Source organism: Bacillus sp. NPDC077411 (genome assembly GCF_044543425.1).
GTDB classification, from domain to species: domain Bacteria; phylum Bacillota; class Bacilli; order Bacillales; family Bacillaceae_G; genus Bacillus_A; species Bacillus_A bruguierae.
This window is the reverse complement of sequence record NZ_JBITWA010000006.1, coordinates 133,793-150,593: the sequence shown is the minus strand read 5'-3', so window position 1 is coordinate 150,593 and position 16,801 is coordinate 133,793. Positions and strand designations below refer to the sequence as shown.

The window sequence follows — 16,801 nt, the reverse complement described above, 5'->3', positions numbered from 1 at the left end:
TTCCTACCACATGCCATGGTTTAAAACAAAAGAAGCAAGCTAGTAGCGGTCGTTTATTCTATCTTAAATTTGTGAAACTTTTCACAAATTAGACACACACATATATAAATATCTAGTGTATAGTAAAAACATAAAGCGAGATGCTTCACACATAATTATGTGAAACATTTCACAAATAATAAAATTCATGTAGAAAAGGTAGTTCTATTTTTTTAAGCTAATAGGGACATATTTAGACCCCTAGGGACTTTATGAGTCCAACAGCAGAATAGGAGGAAATTACATGGTAGTCAAAGAGAAAATTGTAAATGAAGCGCAAGAAGTTACAGGCATGATTGAGACGTTAGTAAAGAAAGGTCAAAAAGCTTTACAAGCATTAGAAGGTTTTACACAGGAACAAATTGATAAAATTGTACATGAAATGGCACTTGCGGGTGTGGATCAACATATGCCGCTTGCAAAAATGGCTGTTGAAGAAACGGGCCGCGGTGTGTATGAGGATAAATGTATTAAAAATATTTTTGCAACTGAATATATTTGGAATAGTATAAAAAATGATAAAACAGTGGGAGTTATTCGTGAGGATCCACATGAGGAAGTAATAGAAATTGCAGAGCCGGTTGGTGTAGTTGCTGGGGTAACGCCAGTAACAAATCCAACATCAACAACAATGTTTAAAGCAATCATTGCGATGAAAACGAGAAACCCAATTATTTTTGCATTCCACCCTTCAGCACAGCAATGTTCTATCGCAGCTGCAAAAACAGTGCGCGATGCTGCAGTGAAAGCTGGTGCACCAGAGAACTGTATTCAATGGATTGAAAAGCCTTCTGTTGAGGCAACAAAACAATTAATGAATCATGAAGGTGTAGCGCTTGTTTTAGCAACTGGAGGAGCAGGAATGGTGAAATCAGCATATTCTACTGGTAAACCGGCCCTAGGGGTAGGCCCAGGTAACGTTCCATGCTATATGGAAAAATCAGCGAACGTGAAACGTGCTGTAAATGATGTGATTTTATCGAAAACGTTTGATAACGGTATGATTTGTGCTTCTGAACAAGCGATTATTGTGGACAAAGAAATCTATAATGATGTGAAACAAGAAATGATCGCAAATAATTGTTACTTTGTGACAGAAGAGGAACGAAAAAAATTAGAAAAGCTTGTTATTAATGAGAATACATGTGCAGTAAATAGTGATATTGTTGGGAAATCCGCACATTACATTGCAGCATTAGCAGGGATTACAGTGCCTGAAGACACAAAGATGCTTGTAGCTGAAATTAAAGGAGTCGGTGCAGCTTATCCGTTATCTCGTGAAAAATTAAGTCCAGTATTAGCTTGTATAAAAGCGAGTTCATTAGAAGATGGATTACAGCATTGTGAAAATATGTTAGAGCTTGGCGGATTAGGGCATTCTGCTGTAATTCATTCTACAAATAAAGAAGTACAAAAACAGTTTGGACTACGTATGAAAGCATGTCGTCTTATTATAAATGCTCCGTCAGCACAAGGCGGAATTGGTGATATATATAATGCTTTCATTCCATCGCTTACACTTGGATGCGGATCATACGGAAAGAACTCTGTTTCTCAAAACGTAACGGCAACACATTTAATGAACGTAAAGAGACTTGCAAATAGAAAAAAGAATATGCAGTGGTTCAAGTTGCCGCCAAAAATTTATTTTGAAAAACACGCTACGCAATATTTAGCAAGTATGCCGAACATTTCACGCGCATTCATTGTAACAGATCCTGGAATGGTGCAGCTTGGGTATATTGATGTAGTGACGCATTATTTAGCTCAACATAGAAATGATGTAAAAGTAGAAATATTCTCTGAAGTAGAACCAGATCCGTCAGATGAAACTGTATTTAAAGGTGCAGAAATGATGAGAAGCTTCAAACCAGACGTTATTATTGCTCTTGGTGGCGGATCAGCGATGGATGCAGCAAAAGGAATGTGGCTATTTTATGAGCACCCAGAAACAGAATTCTTTGGTATAAAACAAAAGTTTTTAGATATTAGAAAACGTACATGTAAATATCCAAAACTAGGAGACAAGGCGCAGTTTGTTGCGATTCCGACAACATCTGGAACAGGTTCAGAAGTGACACCATTTGCGGTTATTACAGATAAAAAGAACAATATCAAATATCCGCTCGCTGATTATGAATTAACACCAGATGTTGCCATTGTGGATCCGCAGTTTGTTATGACAGTACCGCCGCATATCACTGCTGATACAGGAATGGATGTTTTAACACATGCGATTGAAGCGTACGTATCAATTATGGCAAATGATTACACAGATGGATTAGCTTTAAAAGCAATGGAACTTGTGTTTAAATATTTACCACGCGCATATAAAGATGGCAATGATGAAGAAGCTCGTGAAAAAATGCATAATGCATCAGCAATGGCTGGTATGGCATTTGCAAATGCATTTCTTGGTATTAACCATAGCTTAGCACATAAATTGGGACCGGAATTCCATATTCCGCACGGACGTGCCAATGCCATTTTAATGCCGCATGTCATTCGCTATAATGCAATTAAACCAAGAAAACATGCACTATTCCCAAAATATGAGCACTTTGTTGCAGATGAGCGCTATGCACATATTGCAAGAGTGCTTGGACTTCCAGCACGTACAGTGGAAGAAGGAGTAGAATCATTAGTACAAGCTATTATCGCTCTTGGAAAAGAATTAAATATTAATATGAGCATTGCTGGCCAAGGTGTTGAAAAAGAAGCATTTGAAGCGGTTGTTGATGTACTTTCTGAACGAGCATTTGAAGATCAATGTACAACAGCAAATCCGAAATTACCGCTTATTTCAGAATTAAAAGAAGTATATAAGCAAGCATATAAAGGTGTATAAAAAAGAAAGAGCCGTACTGATTACGGCTCTTTCTTTTTGATCTTTCAACATGTAAGTCACTTAGTGACCGCTACTTGCTTTCTCTCTTTGTTTTCATATGGCACGTGGCATGAAAAGGCTCTGACCGCTTCTATGCATGGCCAAATACTCTCGCTCCCCCTTAAAAAGAAAAGGATTTTTATCCTACTTTTTCAATTTGTGTTTAAATAGTATGGAAAACTTCTCCCTCATTGGCTGTATTTACTTGCCTACGAAACGATGAAAATATGATACAGTGAAAAGGAGGAGTGATTAAAGAATGAAAGAATTACAGCAAAAAATTGCTGATTATATTCGTTTCGGTCAAGTCATGTTAGCACTAGGTGCATTTTTAATGCTCGGTTTATTACTCCCAAATGGACAAAAAGAAACGGTGCAAATATTTGCCATGATGGGTGTGATTGCTGCTTTTTTAGGCGGCTCATTTTATTTTTTCTACCGTGCAAGAGAGCTGCGTGACAAACTAGAGGAGAACGAACATGAACAGTCGCTATAAATAGAAACGTTACTTAAAGAATGTGTATCTTTGAGTAACGTTTTTTTATTTATATAAATCCACTTTAATGTTTCGACATATAGATTGCTGCTATCTCTTGTTTTCACTGCGCATGTGGCAGAAAAAGGCCCTGATCGCTTCTACGCATGACCAGATGCTCTCGCCCACCTAAAAAAATGGTTTTATGTCGGTTTTTTAATTTGGATATATATATAGTTATGATACGAATACAGTAGAGTAGACAGTTGTTCCTACTGCGTTTTTTTAGCTAAAACTTGAATGTCAGTGTAAGCTGTAATAATAAAATCAGCATACGGTGTTAACTCTTCTATTGCATGTTCGTGATTTGCAATCCCTACAGCAATACTACCTGCGTCTTTAGCCATTTTCACATCAACAACAGTATCTCCTATCATAATGAGCTCCTTTGTTTGAATTCCAAGTTGTGTACATGTTTTTATAATCATCTCTGGGTTTGGCTTTCCGCATGTTACATCTTCTGGAGTAAGCAGAAAATGCAGAGGTGGCACGCGAAGAAGTTCGATACACTTTTTTGTTCGTAATTTATTGTCTGATGTTAAAATACCTGTATAAATTCCTTCGCTTTGCAAGGAACTTATACAATTAGCTGCTCCTTGAATCGGATGAAAAGCATTTTCGATACATAACTCTTCATCGCTTTCTTTAAAAATCGCAGCGGCAAGTTCTTTACAGTGATGCCATGGATATTTTGTAATTTGGTATAACAAGCTCGCAGTAACAATGATTTCATCTTCTTCAGGTGCAACTGCTAATAATCCTTTAAAATCAACCTGATCAGGATGTACGAAACCAACTGCTTTTTCCCAAAGTGACTCGTATTCCTCTCCGACAATTTGTGAAAATTTATATTTTCGCAGTCTATCAATTTCATACCAAAACGGGATAGCTTGAAATAATGTACCATCCTTATCGAAAGCAACAGCTTTTGCACTAATAATTTCTCCTGAAATTTGAATTTTCCCCATATTTAAGTTCACTCCATTTATAATAGATATATAACTTACTATATACTGTACATTCTGAAATGCGTTACAGGTCAAGGGGGAGAGTCAAAATTTCTACAATTGAAGATATCGCCAAATTAGCTGGAGTTTCGAAAGCGACCGTTTCTCGTGTAATCAATCATCATCCGTATGTTCGATCAGAATTAAGAGAAAGAGTGCAAGCGATTATTGATGAAAAAAATTATGTCCCTGTAGCGGTAGCAAAAGATTTACGTCGTCTTCAAACGAATTTAATCGGTGTAGTAGTACCAAATTTACATCATCCATTTTTCGGTAAATTAATTCAAGAAATCAGTAATATTTTAAAAGAAGATTGTTATGATGTTGTGATATTACAATCCAATTATGCTCCAGAGAGAGAAAGGGAATTTATCCATTACGTAAGAACGAAGAAGCTAGATGGGCTTATTTTTACGACACTTTCTTTGTCAATAGAGGAGGTTGAATGTGTAAGTACCTCAGGTATGATTGTTATATGCAATGAACATGTAGAAACAGAATTGATATCAACAGTTCAATTTGACGAAGAACGGGCAGGGTATTTAGGAACAAAGCATCTTTTAGAAAAAGGGTATACACGCATTGCATTTTGTTACGACACATTAAAAAGTAAGGCGCAGCGAAAAAGATATAAAGGATATAAAAAAGCTTTATGTGAGCATCATTTATCATTGCAACAGGAATGGATATTTCGCAATTGTTATGGATTAAAGGATGGAAAACGGATGATACAGATGATGCAATCCATGAAAAATGCCCCTGATGCAATGTTTACAGGTAGTGACGAAATAGCTGCTGGAATGATTATGGAAGCACAGCGAATGGGGATTTGTATTCCAAAAGATTTTGGTGTGATTGGATTTGATAATCAGGAGCTGTCAGTGATGATGAGTCCTAGTATAACGACAGTTTCCACCTCGATTGCAAGTATGGCAAAGCATTCTATTATTTTATTACATAAACAATCACAAGGTGAAGGTGTGCAAAGGATACAATTACCTATTTCGGTTATAGAAAGAGAATCGACAAGAAGGGAGGAAGGACATGTTTCATACAGACCGCTTACAGTTTCGTAAATATACAATGGATGATTTAGATTTTTACGCTTCTTTATGGGGGAACGATCAAGTAATTCGTTATATCGGGAAAGGAACACCAAAAACGTATGAACAATGTAAAAAAAGTCTTGAAAGCTGGGTCTTACCGGGATACGAACGTGGACTTGGTTTATTTCTAATGTTGCATAGAGAAACGGGAGAACCAATGGGACATGCGGGACTTGTTCGGCAACGCGTTGAGGGAAAAGAAGAGATTGAAGTTGGCTACTGGCTACTCCCAGAGTATTGGGGAAACGGATTTGCGAAAGAAGCGGCGGCGGCTTTTCGAGATTATGGCTTTCAAGTACTTAAGCTTCAGAAACTTATTTCTCTTATTAATCCGAATCACCCAGCTTCTATTTTTGTAGCAAGAAAAACAGGTATGGTTTATGAGAAGACAGTTTTATTCCACGATATGGATGTTCTCGTATATGCAATGAAACGAGCAGGAGAGTGAAGTAACGATCTGCTCGTTTTATTTTATTATACATGTTTTCGATTTTCAGTATGGCTTGAAATAAGAAGAAGTGCAGCTTCATCACCAATATTACGAACGATATGTGGTACACATGCGCTCCAAGAAAACGAATCTCCTTCTTCTACAATGGCAATATCTTCTCCGTGTTGTACTTCTAATTTTCCGCGTAAGACAAGATGACATTCTTCACCTTCATGAGCATTTGGTGTGTTTTCTTTCGGAAAGCCGACAGGAATTTCTACTAATGATAAACGCAGTCCGCCTTGCTCGGCTACATGTTCAATTTTTTGTTGATCTTTTCCGTAAATACTATATTTCCGTTCTTCTTTTTTTATAATTTTCATCCGATCTTTTTGCTCTAACAATAAATAAGGAAGAGGAACATTTAAAAAATGAGCGATTGTTTCAAGAGTAAGAATAGATGGAGAGGTTTTATTGTTTTCCACTTGACTCATAAATCCTTTAGAAAGCCCTGTTCCTTCACAAATTTGCGCAATTGTAATTCCTCTGCGCTGGCGAATTTCACGTATTGTCGAACCGATATTCATAATGACCCTGCTCCTTTTTATTAACAGATAGTTGTATCATAGCAAATCTTTTTTATATTTTCTCAATAAAAATAAATTGACGGATAAAAATTTTTAGTGTATGTTTTGTAATGTTAATAAAAGTTTTGTATTACAAAACAAAAAGGAGAGAAAAGATGAATCAATATATTGGTAATTTAATTATTCGAGTTGTATTAGGAATTATATTTTTTGCTCATGGTTTAAAGAAATTTCAAGCAGGAATCGATAATATTGCAGGTTGGTTTACAAGTATTGGTTTACCAGGTGGTCTTGCTTATGGTGTTGCAACAGTAGAAGTAGTTGGCGGTGCGTTATTAATTATCGGTTTAGGTGTAAGATACGTAGGATTATTATTTGCACTTATTTTAGTTGGAGCAATTGTAAAGGTAAACGGACCGTTTGGTTTATTAGGAGATGGAAAACATCCTGGATATGAATTAGACTTAGCGTTATTAACAATGGGTCTGTATTTATTTGTTGTAAAAGCAGAAGGGTTTGTAGATCGTTTCTTAAAAGCTACGATTTTGAAGAAAGACTAATTTAACATAAAATGAAAGGAACCAGCAGAAAAGTTTCTGTCTGGTTCACTGTAAATTATCGTACTATTGCTTTTTCATTCTGTAAAAACATCTCATCAAACTGCTTTGCCATTTCAAAATCGAGTTTTGTTAATCCTTTTGCATTCCATGATGACAATGTAATAATCACTGCTTTATACTGGATAAGGATAAATGGATGGTGATTGCGTTCTTCTGATAGTTTGGCCGCTTCAGAAACAAATTCTACACCTTTTAAGTAGTCGGAGAACATGTATTTTCGTTCAATCCATTTTTCGTCTTTTACTGTCCATTTATCCAACTTCATTAACTCTTCTTGTACCTCTTCATTGGTTAGTCGTTGCATTATTTGTCACATCCTTTATGGGAAGTAAAGCAAGTCCATTATTGATTAAACGCTGCACAGCTTCATTATCTGTAAAGGATGAAAGTTGTTGGACCAATGTTGCACGTTCTGGCTTCTCCACTTTATGTTCTTGTAACAACTCTAAAATTTCAAGGCGCAGTAACCATTCTTTTTTATAAAATCGTTCTAGTACGTGATAAATCGCGACAAGCTGTTCTATGTGCTGTTCATGTAGTGAACCTTCACCACGAATGTTACGAACTGCTTCGTACATGTTTTCTAGTTCTGATTGAATACGCGGTGCAGGTGTTGTTTCTTCTTCGTCATCCGCCTGGAAGAATGCTGCTGGATCTGCTGCCCCGGGGAATACAGAAGTAATAGCCGAGCCAACTGCCATGTCAAATGTACCCCATGATGCATCAAATAATAAGCGGTCTTTTAGCGTTACTGTACAGTTTGTAAACGAAATGACAGCGACTTTTTCTTTATTTCTAATCATATCACTTACTAGTCCTATTACATGTACACCACTTTTAAAAATAAGCTCAGCCTTATTACCAATAACGATTCCTAATGTGCGTAATTCTTCATCCGTACAAGACTCTAATGCGATATCATTTTGTAATAAACCAATTGGTGTACCGAAACCGTCTTGATGTACAGCTGTAGAATGATTTTGTAATTGTATATGGTGAATTGCTAATGCCGTCGGGCTATTTGTTTTCATATAAATTGCTTCGCCGTTTTTATTTTTTACGATTTCAGCGAGCGTACCTGTAATTTGTAATCCGCTGTTTAGCTCTACTGTTGCTGTATTTTCAGAGCGCAGTGCTTTATCTAAACCTTCTGCATTGCCTAATTTGAATGCCATTGTTTCTGAGAATGCTTCAAGGGAGTCAATAAGCTCTTCAAACGATTGACAAATAAACAGTTGCGGTTGCATTTTCGTTACATCATAAGTTGTTTGAATACATGCTTCAATAGAGAAAGGTACTTTTTTGACTGCATCAGTTAAACAATGCTTACTTTCACCAACAGAGGAAAGGAGACCGGCACCGTAAATTTTCGGGTTTTGTAGATCCCCAATTAGCCCGTATTCTACTGTCCACCAGAATAGACGCGAAATTTGTTCTGCTTCTGATAGGCCGGAAATATGTTTTTGTTTTTCTTCCACTTCTTTTTCTGCTGCTATAACTTCTTCTGGTGTAGACGTCCGGCTTTCTTTTACAATCGTTAATTGGCGAACTGCTTCAAATAATTCGTGTTCTTCTTTTGTCGAGAAAGCTTTTGCTCCAATCTTCCCAAATAATTTCACGTACTTTGCATATGTAGGATCAAGTAAGATTGGAGCATGACCAGCAGCTTCATGAACGATATCCGGAGCGGGTGTATATTCAATATTTTCTACTTTGCGAATATCTGTCGCAATGGGCAGAAGCCCATGTCCTTGAAAATCAAAGAATGCGACGCCAGGAATCAATCCGTCAATTGTCACAGCACCCCAACCGCTTGGTGCTAAACAATCATTCATTTCTTCTACTTTTGGAATGGCATCTATGTTAATCCCGGAAGATTGCAATCCATTTACATAAGCTGGATGTGCAACGTCTTTTAAAAAGTTATGATTTTGTCTCATAATGTAGCGCCATACAGCATGATCAACTGGTGTGTATTGATCGTAATGCTGCTTTGATACATACGGTTTTAAATGTGATGGAATTTCTGTTTTTTTGGTCATATATACATCCTCCTTTTAAGTGAAAAAATAAGATGTTACATGTGGTATACGCGCAGCTCCTTTCAGAATAATGTAAGCGCTTTTAATTTTATCACAAGATTCCGAATTGTTTAACATTTCTTTTGGTGCAAATAGAAAAAAATTGTAGTACTAACCTACTTGTAGTTTTTTAGGTAAACGTGATAAAGATTTGTTTTTAATAAATTTTGCATACTCTTCGTTTGAGTAGCGAAATGCTATAAGAAAAAAGTAGGGGATAATTGTGGCAATGGAGCAAGAGATATTATCATTATTAATACACGGGGCAACAATCTTTTTAATGTTGTCTTTTGTTATTGCTGCACTGCTATGGTGGAAAACAAAATGTAGTGTATATGGATGGTTTTTTAGTCATCTTATATTTCTAAGTTTTGGGATTGCAGCTTGGGTATATATTTTACAAGAACCGCCTGTTGGAGAGGGGATGGAGTCGGAATATAATTCGCTTTATATTGGACTTGCCGGCTCATCATGGGGAATTAGCATGCTATTTTTTATAAAAGGAATGCAGAGAATTGCAAAGCTTATAAAGTGAGGTATTTATATGCTTAAAAGTATGTTTCAGTTTTTCATGTTTGTTTGTGTTTTCTTTAGCGCAGTTTCAAGTAGTTATGCGGAAAGTGTACCAGTACAAGTTGCTTTTATTCGTAATCATCAACTATAGATAGAAATAAATGGAAAAGAAAAGCAGGTAACAAAAGGAGAACATATTGTGAATCGAAAGTGGTCATATGATGGGAAGTGGCTTACTTATGCAAAAGGGAAAGACGCAAACCAGCTTGAATTATACCGAATTTCAGATGGGAAAAAGGTCACACCCTTCCGAGCGGATGCGATAAACTATCAATGGTCACCTGATAGAAAATGGATTCACAATATAGATGAAGCAGCAAACTATTATGAGAAACGAGATTGGGAACATGTTGTATCGGTACAAGAATAAAATATGCGTTCTCTGTTTGAAGAGACGCATATTAAAAGAGTGTATAGTTTGTCATAGATTTTTCGGCATTTATGCAGCGTTGTATCCATTGAACTTCATATTGTGAATGAGGTAAAATCCGATGCTGTAAATGACTGATATGAAAAATATTTTCTGATAGACACCAATCTACACATAATTTATATAAGTCATAATGTAATGGGTCGTCATCCCAATGGACAGGAATCTCTTTTATATTTGCTTGCCAATATAAATATGCACGGGTATGACCATCTGTAAAAATAATTTTATCGTCTAATTGTTTGATAGGTAATGGTGTATGAAAAGCAAACGCAGATGGTCAAAAGGTCTGTTGCAGTCTCATTATTTTGTCATTGCTTAGAAACAATTGACTTGGCTGTACTTTACATATATCAATAAAAAAAGGGTTCATTTTGCATCACCTAAGTCTTTTATAAAATCTTCGCCATATAATATTCATTTCTTGGCTGTCCATCAACAATCACACCATGCACTGCTTCACCTTCAATAACAAATCCCATCTTTTTATATAACGCAATGGCTATTTCGTTATGAGACATGACTGTTAATTCTAGACGAAGTAATTGTTGTGTGCGGGCCCACTGTTCAATTTCATGTAGTAATTGTTTGCCGATTCCTTGGCCTGAATACTCTTGAAGCACGCCGATGACTAAATATGCAGTATGTTGTTTTCGCTTTACTGCTCCGCCGCGAGCCATTATATATCCAACAAGTTGCTCGTCTTTCTCAGCTACTAGAAGTGTTGAATTATACGGAGAGAGAAGAGTTTGAATTATAGATTTTTGCTTCTCAATCGTAAAGTTTCGCTCATTAGGCTCAAATAACAAAAAATTTGTTTCCTGATCAATCGTTTGACATAGTTTCAAAAAGGGAGCTGCATCTGCTTCTGTAATTTCGCGAATCATTGTTATCACTCATTTCTATTTTTATGTAACGAATTACATTCGTTGTATAGATGGTAAACTCCTGTAAGAATGGAACGATCTTACTATGTTTCCCCCTTAAATTTATATATACGTTGCTCCTCTCTTTTATATAAAGAGAGGATTTTTTTGTAAAGAGGAGAAGGATAACGGTGAAGAAGAGAGTTCATTTCAATACGAGAAAGGGATTTTAATATGAATCTTATTTTTGTAAGGCACGGAGAAGGAGAGCATACAAACAATTTACCAGATAGCTTGCGAATGGAGCATCCATCCCTGACTAATAAGGGGAGAGAGCAGGCATTAGCGCTGCGGGAACAACTTCCTTTACGTGAGAGTGATATATTGATTGCAAGTCCGGCAGTCCGAACATTACAGACAGCTGCGCTATGGAGTGAGCAAGTTGCTTGTAGAAAGTTTGTTCATCCGTATATTTCACCACGTATTTTTCCGTATCGAGAAGGCGCAAGAACGTTGCCTTGTGACAAGATATTAAGTCAAAAGGATGTTCAACAGTTATTTTCACAATTTTTATTAGCTGAAGAACAGAATGAAATGTTATGGAGAAATGGGGTTAATACGATTGCAGGGCCTGCATTTTGTAAAGCTGCTAGTAGCTTCATAGAATGGTGTAAAACGTTAGAAGCATCACGTGTGGTTATTGTTTCTCATGACGGAACGATTACGGCATATAGGCAATATGTAATGAAACAAGTGTTAACGAGGGAAGACTTTTTAGAGGAAACAGGGGTGTATGAAATTCAATTATAGTAAGAAATAAATGTTTCATGAACAAGAGGAGATAATGGTGTTTTATATTTGCGTTATCTTCTCTAAGGGGTAGTAAGACTTCGATCTCAAAATATGCTTTTTCATAGAATAAGTACATTTCATATTGAGAAAATATTTTTTTGAATAATAATGAAAATCATTATCGTTTGTGTTATTATAGGTTCAAGTTTTTATTTGCAAATAAAAGTGGTTATATAACGTACGTTAAAAGTATTTTGTCAAAGTTGATAAAAAGCAATCATAATGAATGAAACAAAAAGTGGTTACGAATGTTGTTGTATTCATGTAACTTATTAAATTACAAAAATCAGGAGGACTGTATGGTTATTCAGTTTTTAAGAGAGAACAAAGCCGTTTCCTTTTTACTAGCAGTAGTGCGCATTTATGTTGGATATACGTGGCTTATGGCAGGGATGAAAAAGCTAACAGGTGGTGGATTTGACGCAACAGGTTATTTAAAAGGAGCAATTGAAAAAGCATCAGGAGCTCAGCCAGCGGTGCAATCATGGTGGGCATCCTTTTTAAAAGAAGTAGCAATTCCAAATGTAGAGCTATTTAATTTTTTAGTTACATGGGGAGAAATTTTAGTTGGAATAGGATTAATTGTTGGTTGTTTAACAAAAACAGCTGTATTTTTTGGCCTTTTAATGAACTTTTCCTATATGTTTAGTGGGTCAACAGGCGTGAATCCACAATTAGTAATTTTGTCTATGTTGATTCTAGTTGCAGGTTATAATGCTGGCAAATTTGGTGTAGATGGATTTATTTTATCAAAAATTTTCAATAAAAAATCACGCAATTATAAAAATCAAGCTGCTTAGTGTATAAAAGGGGTATCTCATCATGAGATACCCCTTTTAAGGAATTTGAAGTGATTTTCTGTGAAAAATTACGACTTAGTAGGATGTTTCTTGAAAAACTCATCAACATACTGTATAAACTCTTTCGGCTGTTGACGAAATGGTGCATGTTCGCCTTCTTCGATAATATGAAATGTACTGTTTTTTAAGAACTGATGATACGTTTCGCCTTTTTGCCAGGAAACGCTTTGATCATGTCTTCCCCAAATAAGTAACGTTGGTAGTTGAATTTCATCAGCGTTAATGCGTAAACGGCGTGGCCACATTTTACCCAGCTCATCATGATGTGCTGTATCTTCACGTTTATTCTTTACCTCTTCCTCGCGAAATTCTTTCGGAGTAGAGACTGTACTTAAATCATTTGATAATTTTGGTTTTGGAGATCCTTTCCCGTGCTGTAAAGTTTCTGCACCTATGGCATCCGTTAAAATAAGGTGGGTTACTGCATCAGGATACAAGTATGTTAAATTTAAAGAAATTTCTCCGCCCATAGAGTGTCCTAATATAGCGAATGTATCATAGCCTAATTTTTTCATTAATTTATAATATAAGTTTGCTTGGTTTGGAAAGGAGTAGCGAAAATCCATCGGCTTTGAAGAATGGCCGAAGCCTAAAATATCGACAGCGATAACGGTATGATTTTTTGCTAAATCGGGATAAAGATCACTAAATCCATTTGATGAACCTCCAAAGCCATGAAGCATAAGTAAAGGAGGTTTATTTTTCCCGATTTGTTTGAAGTAAATGGTTTGTCCATCAATTTCAATCATTTTTTCTTTTGTCTCTAGTTTTGTTTCAATTGTTTCTTTTACTTGCGTTGCTTTTTCTGTTTGTTTTTCGATTGTACTGCAGCCCGATAATGTTGTGAGAACAAAGCAGCTGAGCATGTAAAGCTTCCATCGTTTCAAAATGTTTTCCCCTTTCTAGCATAGTGCTGCATCCATCATAGTAAATATAAAATCGCGCTTACCAGGGAGATTTTCTCCGTTTTTTATCATGAAAGGAGAAAGCAGCGTTTCTTCAAACTCAAATGATAGGAGTTTATCTCTAAAGCTTTTTTGTGTATGTGGAACATCGATACGAACAGTTCCATTCCATTGGTTACATATGGATAGCAGTAAATGCAAGGCATCCTCTTCATTGCTAGCGATAAGGGGAGTAACAGATAAGGTATCTCCTTTTCGGATACATAATGCGAAAGCTTCGAGTCTATCATTTTTTTCGATTTTTAATGCAAGGTGTGCTCTATGTAACAGTATTGAATACAGCTTAGAACGATGAGCGCCGCTTGCTATGTAATCGAATTGAATGAGTGTGTTAAGATCCTGACTTTTGATTGTACGAGTAGCAAAGGAACCGAGTTTTGTTGTTGTTTTATTTCGTTCAAATCGATGAATAGAAGTAACTGTATGAAATCCATATGCATGATATAAAGGCGCGCCAGCATCCGTTGCAATGAGTGTAACAGGTTGTAATGGCGGAGAATTTTTCATACAAATATCTAGCAAAGAACGCCCTAATCCTCTGCGCTGAAAATCTGGATGGACAATAAGCATACCAAGAGAAGTAAATCCTGTTTTATATGGAAAAACAGCAATACAAGAGACGAGCTGACCTTCGTTATCATGACCAAATAAAGTACCGACAGAAAGGTATGTCTCGAATTGCTCCTTCATAAATGACATATCGTGTAACCATCCTACATCATTACAAAGAGATAATAGCTGTGATATATCAGATCTATTTAATATTTTTACTTCCATATATTATCCCCCTTAAATTTCCATATGCTAATCCATTTTAGCATATGCATTTAAAACATTCAGTTTGACATGAAAAAAATAATGTTAGGTCAAGAAATAAAACGACAAAGAAATGCACATTGTAACGATAATCATCAACAATTAACAAAACATTTACATTTTTCTCATTTTACCTTAACAGTTTTCTATTACATTGGGTAATGGGAATTGAATTAATAATTTAGGGGGGACTTATAAAGTGAAAAAATTTATGAAGAAAGCATGGCCATTTGCAGTTGTTTCATCGTTAGCACTTACTTCAATTGTTACATGGAATATGACGCGTTCAGATGTTATTAAAGCAGACGAAAAAGAGAATGATACAAAGATTAAAAATGTAATTGTCTTAATAGGGGATGGTATGGGACCTTCTTATATGACAGCACATCGTTATATGAAAGATAACCCAAAAACATTTGAGATGGAGCAAACGGAATTTGATAAACACCTTGTAGGAACACAAGTTACATATCCAGAAGATGAGCATCAAAATATTACAGACTCAGCTTCTGCTGCTACTGCAATGTCATCAGGGATTAAAACATATAATGCAGCTATAGCAGTGGATAATGACAAAACAAACGTAAAGACGGTATTAGAGCAAGCGAAAGAACGCGGGAAATCTACAGGTTTAGTTGCAACTTCTGAAATTACGCATGCAACACCAGCGGCTTTCGGTGCACACGATGTTAGTAGGAAAAATATGGATGCGATTGCAAATGATTACTTCGATGAAAAAATTAATGGTAAGCATAAAGTAGACGTTCTTCTTGGCGGCGGCGTAAATAACTTTGTAAGAAAAGATCGCAATCTTACAGAAGAATTTAAAAAAGATGGTTATAGCTATGTAACAGATCGTCAGCAATTATTAAATGATAAGAGTGACCAAATTCTTGGTTTATTTGCACCAGGCGGTTTTGATAAAATGATTGATCGCAATGATAAAGCGCCTTCTTTAGCAGAAATGACGAACGCAGCGATTGATCGCTTAAATAAAAACAAAAATGGTTTCTTCTTAATGGTAGAGGGTAGCCAAATTGACTGGGCTGGTCATGATAATGATGTTGTCGCAGCGATGAGTGAAATGGAAGACTTTGAAAGAGCATTTAAGGCAGCAATTGAGTTTGCGAAAAAAGATAAACATACATTAGTTGTAGCAACTGCTGACCATTCTACTGGCGGCTTCTCTCTTGGAACAAAAGGCGAGTACAATTTTGATGTAAAACCAATTAAAGCAGCAAAACGTACACCTGACTTTATGGCGGCTGAAATTGCTAAAGGGGCAAATGTTGAAGAAACATTGAAAAAGTATATTGATTTAGAATTAACACCAGAAGAAATGAAGTCTGTAAATGATGTTGCACCGTCAAAAGATGTAACAAAAATTGATAATGCAATTGAATCCATCTTTAACAAGCGCTCTTATACAGGATGGACGACGGATGGTCATACTGGTGAAGATGTTGGTGTCTATGCATTTGGACCAGGAAAATATTTATTTGCTGGCGTTCAAGAAAATACAAACTTAGCAAAACGTGTATTTGATATTGTTGGCGGCGGTGACCCAAATAAAGGTAAACGCTAATATGGAGAAAAAGCGGGGCTGCTTTGCCTTGCTTTTTCTTTTTCAGTTTGGAGGGGAGATATATGAAACGAGTACTAAAAAAATTGGGGATTGTAGGAATCATAAGTCTTCAATTATGCGGATGCAGTTCACAAGAAAAAGTGCAAAACGATACAATGAAAAAGGAAGAAACGGTATATAAAAAAGAGAAAAATAAAAAGATGACAAAGCCTATACCGGAGAAAGAAGAACAAACAATTAAAAAGTTAATAGACTCATATATTCAAACAATAAATGAGAAAAACTTTGAGGGGCATATGGCACTTTTTTCGACAAAGTCATTAGGGTTAGAGGATACAAAAGCCCAAAAACAAGCAGAGTTTAAAAATAAGAATAAAAAAATCGACCTATTGGATTTTCATGTAGAAAATTTTGAAGGAGAGTATGCTGTTGTAGAAACAAAAGAGAAAGAAGAATCTGTTCAAAAGAAAGTGCGTTACACCGTAGGGAAAGAAAATGATGTATGGAAGGTAGAAGAGGTGCGTGTGATTGGGAAAGGATAAAAAGAAGTTCTCTAAAATAG

The 16,801-nt window shown here is 36.1% G+C and carries 17 protein-coding genes and 1 pseudogene; 11 read left to right on the top strand and 7 right to left on the bottom strand.

What is annotated here, in order from left to right; translation table 11 throughout:
• Window positions 1-283: 283 nt before the first annotated feature.
• Window positions 284-2,887: a bifunctional acetaldehyde-CoA/alcohol dehydrogenase gene (gene adhE / locus ACIGHG_RS10630; RefSeq protein ID WP_336471172.1), complete on the top strand. Its 2,604-nt coding sequence runs from the start codon at window positions 284-286 to the stop codon at window positions 2,885-2,887.
• Window positions 2,888-3,185: 298 nt separating this feature from the next.
• Window positions 3,186-3,422, top strand: coding sequence for a YrhC family protein (locus ACIGHG_RS10625; protein ID WP_336471173.1), 237 nt, complete (start codon window positions 3,186-3,188; stop codon window positions 3,420-3,422).
• 251 nt (window positions 3,423-3,673) lie between these two features.
• Here ACIGHG_RS10625 and ACIGHG_RS10620 read toward each other — a convergent pair whose 3' ends face one another.
• Window positions 3,674-4,429 (bottom strand): HAD family hydrolase, encoded by a 756-nt coding sequence (locus tag ACIGHG_RS10620; protein WP_336471174.1) that lies wholly within the window; start codon window positions 4,427-4,429, stop codon window positions 3,674-3,676.
• A gap of 59 nt (window positions 4,430-4,488) precedes the next feature.
• Between ACIGHG_RS10620 and ACIGHG_RS10615 the strand changes: the two genes are divergently transcribed.
• The gene (locus ACIGHG_RS10615; protein WP_336471175.1) at window positions 4,489-5,544 is read left to right on the top strand and encodes a LacI family DNA-binding transcriptional regulator; all 1,056 of its coding nucleotides are present in this window, start codon (window positions 4,489-4,491) and stop codon (window positions 5,542-5,544) included.
• Window positions 5,513-6,022, top strand: coding sequence for a GNAT family N-acetyltransferase (locus ACIGHG_RS10610; RefSeq protein WP_336471176.1), 510 nt, complete (start codon window positions 5,513-5,515; stop codon window positions 6,020-6,022). Before ACIGHG_RS10615 ends, ACIGHG_RS10610 begins: the two co-directional genes overlap by 32 nt.
• Before the next feature lie 26 nt (window positions 6,023-6,048).
• Here the strand turns inward: ACIGHG_RS10610 and ACIGHG_RS10605 are convergent, their stop codons facing one another.
• Window positions 6,049-6,591, bottom strand: a complete 543-nt coding sequence (locus tag ACIGHG_RS10605; protein WP_336471177.1) for a helix-turn-helix domain-containing protein — start codon at window positions 6,589-6,591, stop codon at window positions 6,049-6,051.
• A 155-nt stretch (window positions 6,592-6,746) separates the two neighbouring features.
• On the opposite strand from ACIGHG_RS10605, the gene ACIGHG_RS10600 reads away from it, so the two are divergent.
• The gene (locus ACIGHG_RS10600) at window positions 6,747-7,151 is read left to right on the top strand and encodes a DoxX family protein (protein WP_336471178.1); all 405 of its coding nucleotides are present in this window, start codon (window positions 6,747-6,749) and stop codon (window positions 7,149-7,151) included.
• Window positions 7,152-7,206: 55 nt separating this feature from the next.
• Here ACIGHG_RS10600 and ACIGHG_RS10595 read toward each other — a convergent pair whose 3' ends face one another.
• Entirely contained in the window at window positions 7,207-7,518 is a 312-nt protein-coding gene (locus tag ACIGHG_RS10595; RefSeq protein WP_098307926.1) for a 4a-hydroxytetrahydrobiopterin dehydratase, read from the bottom strand.
• Complete coding sequence (locus ACIGHG_RS10590) at window positions 7,496-9,253, bottom strand: aromatic amino acid hydroxylase (protein WP_396548381.1); 1,758 nt, start codon at window positions 9,251-9,253, stop codon at window positions 7,496-7,498. The genes ACIGHG_RS10595 and ACIGHG_RS10590 overlap by 23 nt, the downstream gene beginning before the upstream one ends.
• A gap of 268 nt (window positions 9,254-9,521) precedes the next feature.
• Here ACIGHG_RS10590 and ACIGHG_RS10585 point away from each other — a divergent pair, with 268 nt between their 5' ends.
• Complete coding sequence (locus tag ACIGHG_RS10585; protein ID WP_396548379.1) at window positions 9,522-9,827, top strand: hypothetical protein; 306 nt, start codon at window positions 9,522-9,524, stop codon at window positions 9,825-9,827.
• 9 nt (window positions 9,828-9,836) lie between these two features.
• A pseudogene (locus ACIGHG_RS10580) lies at window positions 9,837-10,148 on the top strand (translocation protein TolB); the annotation flags it as partial.
• 539 nt (window positions 10,149-10,687) lie between these two features.
• On the opposite strand, the gene ACIGHG_RS10575 reads toward ACIGHG_RS10580, so the two are convergent.
• Entirely contained in the window at window positions 10,688-11,182 is a 495-nt protein-coding gene (locus ACIGHG_RS10575; RefSeq protein WP_396548377.1) for a GNAT family N-acetyltransferase, read from the bottom strand.
• 213 nt (window positions 11,183-11,395) lie between these two features.
• Here ACIGHG_RS10575 and ACIGHG_RS10570 point away from each other — a divergent pair, with 213 nt between their 5' ends.
• Together ACIGHG_RS10570 and ACIGHG_RS10565 are read left to right on the top strand one after the other, a co-directional pair.
• On the top strand, window positions 11,396-11,971 hold the full coding sequence (locus ACIGHG_RS10570; protein WP_396548375.1) for a histidine phosphatase family protein: 576 nt from the start codon (window positions 11,396-11,398) through the stop codon (window positions 11,969-11,971).
• A gap of 341 nt (window positions 11,972-12,312) precedes the next feature.
• Window positions 12,313-12,813 carry a DoxX family protein gene (locus ACIGHG_RS10565; protein ID WP_336471183.1) on the top strand — a complete coding sequence of 167 codons (501 nt, stop codon included), beginning with the start codon at window positions 12,313-12,315 and terminating at the stop codon, window positions 12,811-12,813.
• 68 nt (window positions 12,814-12,881) lie between these two features.
• Here ACIGHG_RS10565 and ACIGHG_RS10560 read toward each other — a convergent pair whose 3' ends face one another.
• Window positions 12,882-13,760 carry an alpha/beta fold hydrolase gene (locus ACIGHG_RS10560; protein ID WP_336471184.1) on the bottom strand — a complete coding sequence of 293 codons (879 nt, stop codon included), beginning with the start codon at window positions 13,758-13,760 and terminating at the stop codon, window positions 12,882-12,884.
• A 15-nt stretch (window positions 13,761-13,775) separates the two neighbouring features.
• On the bottom strand, window positions 13,776-14,615 hold the full coding sequence (locus ACIGHG_RS10555) for a GNAT family N-acetyltransferase (protein WP_336471185.1): 840 nt from the start codon (window positions 14,613-14,615) through the stop codon (window positions 13,776-13,778).
• Between the two features lie 238 nt (window positions 14,616-14,853).
• Between ACIGHG_RS10555 and ACIGHG_RS10550 the strand changes: the two genes are divergently transcribed.
• Both ACIGHG_RS10550 and ACIGHG_RS10545 read left to right on the top strand, forming a co-directional pair.
• On the top strand, window positions 14,854-16,239 hold the full coding sequence (locus tag ACIGHG_RS10550; RefSeq protein WP_336471186.1) for an alkaline phosphatase: 1,386 nt from the start codon (window positions 14,854-14,856) through the stop codon (window positions 16,237-16,239).
• A 62-nt stretch (window positions 16,240-16,301) separates the two neighbouring features.
• Window positions 16,302-16,781: a hypothetical protein gene (locus ACIGHG_RS10545; RefSeq protein WP_336471187.1), complete on the top strand. Its 480-nt coding sequence runs from the start codon at window positions 16,302-16,304 to the stop codon at window positions 16,779-16,781.
• Window positions 16,782-16,801: the final 20 nt, after the last annotated feature.

What these genes read in the sequence shown, in the direction of transcription:
- adhE (WP_336471172.1), top strand. Translation starts at nt 284, where the DNA reads ATGGTAGTCAAAGAGAAAATTGTAAATGAAGCGCAAGAAGTTACAGGC.
- ACIGHG_RS10625 (WP_336471173.1), top strand. Translation starts at nt 3,186, where the DNA reads ATGAAAGAATTACAGCAAAAAATTGCTGATTATATTCGTTTCGGTCAA.
- ACIGHG_RS10620 (WP_336471174.1), bottom strand. Translation starts at nt 4,429, where the DNA reads ATGGGGAAAATTCAAATTTCAGGAGAAATTATTAGTGCAAAAGCTGTT.
- ACIGHG_RS10615 (WP_336471175.1), top strand. Translation starts at nt 4,489, where the DNA reads ATGCGTTACAGGTCAAGGGGGAGAGTCAAAATTTCTACAATTGAAGAT.
- ACIGHG_RS10610 (WP_336471176.1), top strand. Translation starts at nt 5,513, where the DNA reads ATGTTTCATACAGACCGCTTACAGTTTCGTAAATATACAATGGATGAT.
- ACIGHG_RS10605 (WP_336471177.1), bottom strand. Translation starts at nt 6,591, where the DNA reads ATGAATATCGGTTCGACAATACGTGAAATTCGCCAGCGCAGAGGAATT.
- ACIGHG_RS10600 (WP_336471178.1), top strand. Translation starts at nt 6,747, where the DNA reads ATGAATCAATATATTGGTAATTTAATTATTCGAGTTGTATTAGGAATT.
- ACIGHG_RS10590 (WP_396548381.1), bottom strand. Translation starts at nt 9,253, where the DNA reads ATGACCAAAAAAACAGAAATTCCATCACATTTAAAACCGTATGTATCA.
- ACIGHG_RS10585 (WP_396548379.1), top strand. Translation starts at nt 9,522, where the DNA reads ATGGAGCAAGAGATATTATCATTATTAATACACGGGGCAACAATCTTT.
- ACIGHG_RS10575 (WP_396548377.1), bottom strand. Translation starts at nt 11,182, where the DNA reads ATGATTCGCGAAATTACAGAAGCAGATGCAGCTCCCTTTTTGAAACTA.
- ACIGHG_RS10570 (WP_396548375.1), top strand. Translation starts at nt 11,396, where the DNA reads ATGAATCTTATTTTTGTAAGGCACGGAGAAGGAGAGCATACAAACAAT.
- ACIGHG_RS10565 (WP_336471183.1), top strand. Translation starts at nt 12,313, where the DNA reads ATGGTTATTCAGTTTTTAAGAGAGAACAAAGCCGTTTCCTTTTTACTA.
- ACIGHG_RS10555 (WP_336471185.1), bottom strand. Translation starts at nt 14,615, where the DNA reads ATGGAAGTAAAAATATTAAATAGATCTGATATATCACAGCTATTATCT.
- ACIGHG_RS10545 (WP_336471187.1), top strand. Translation starts at nt 16,302, where the DNA reads ATGAAACGAGTACTAAAAAAATTGGGGATTGTAGGAATCATAAGTCTT.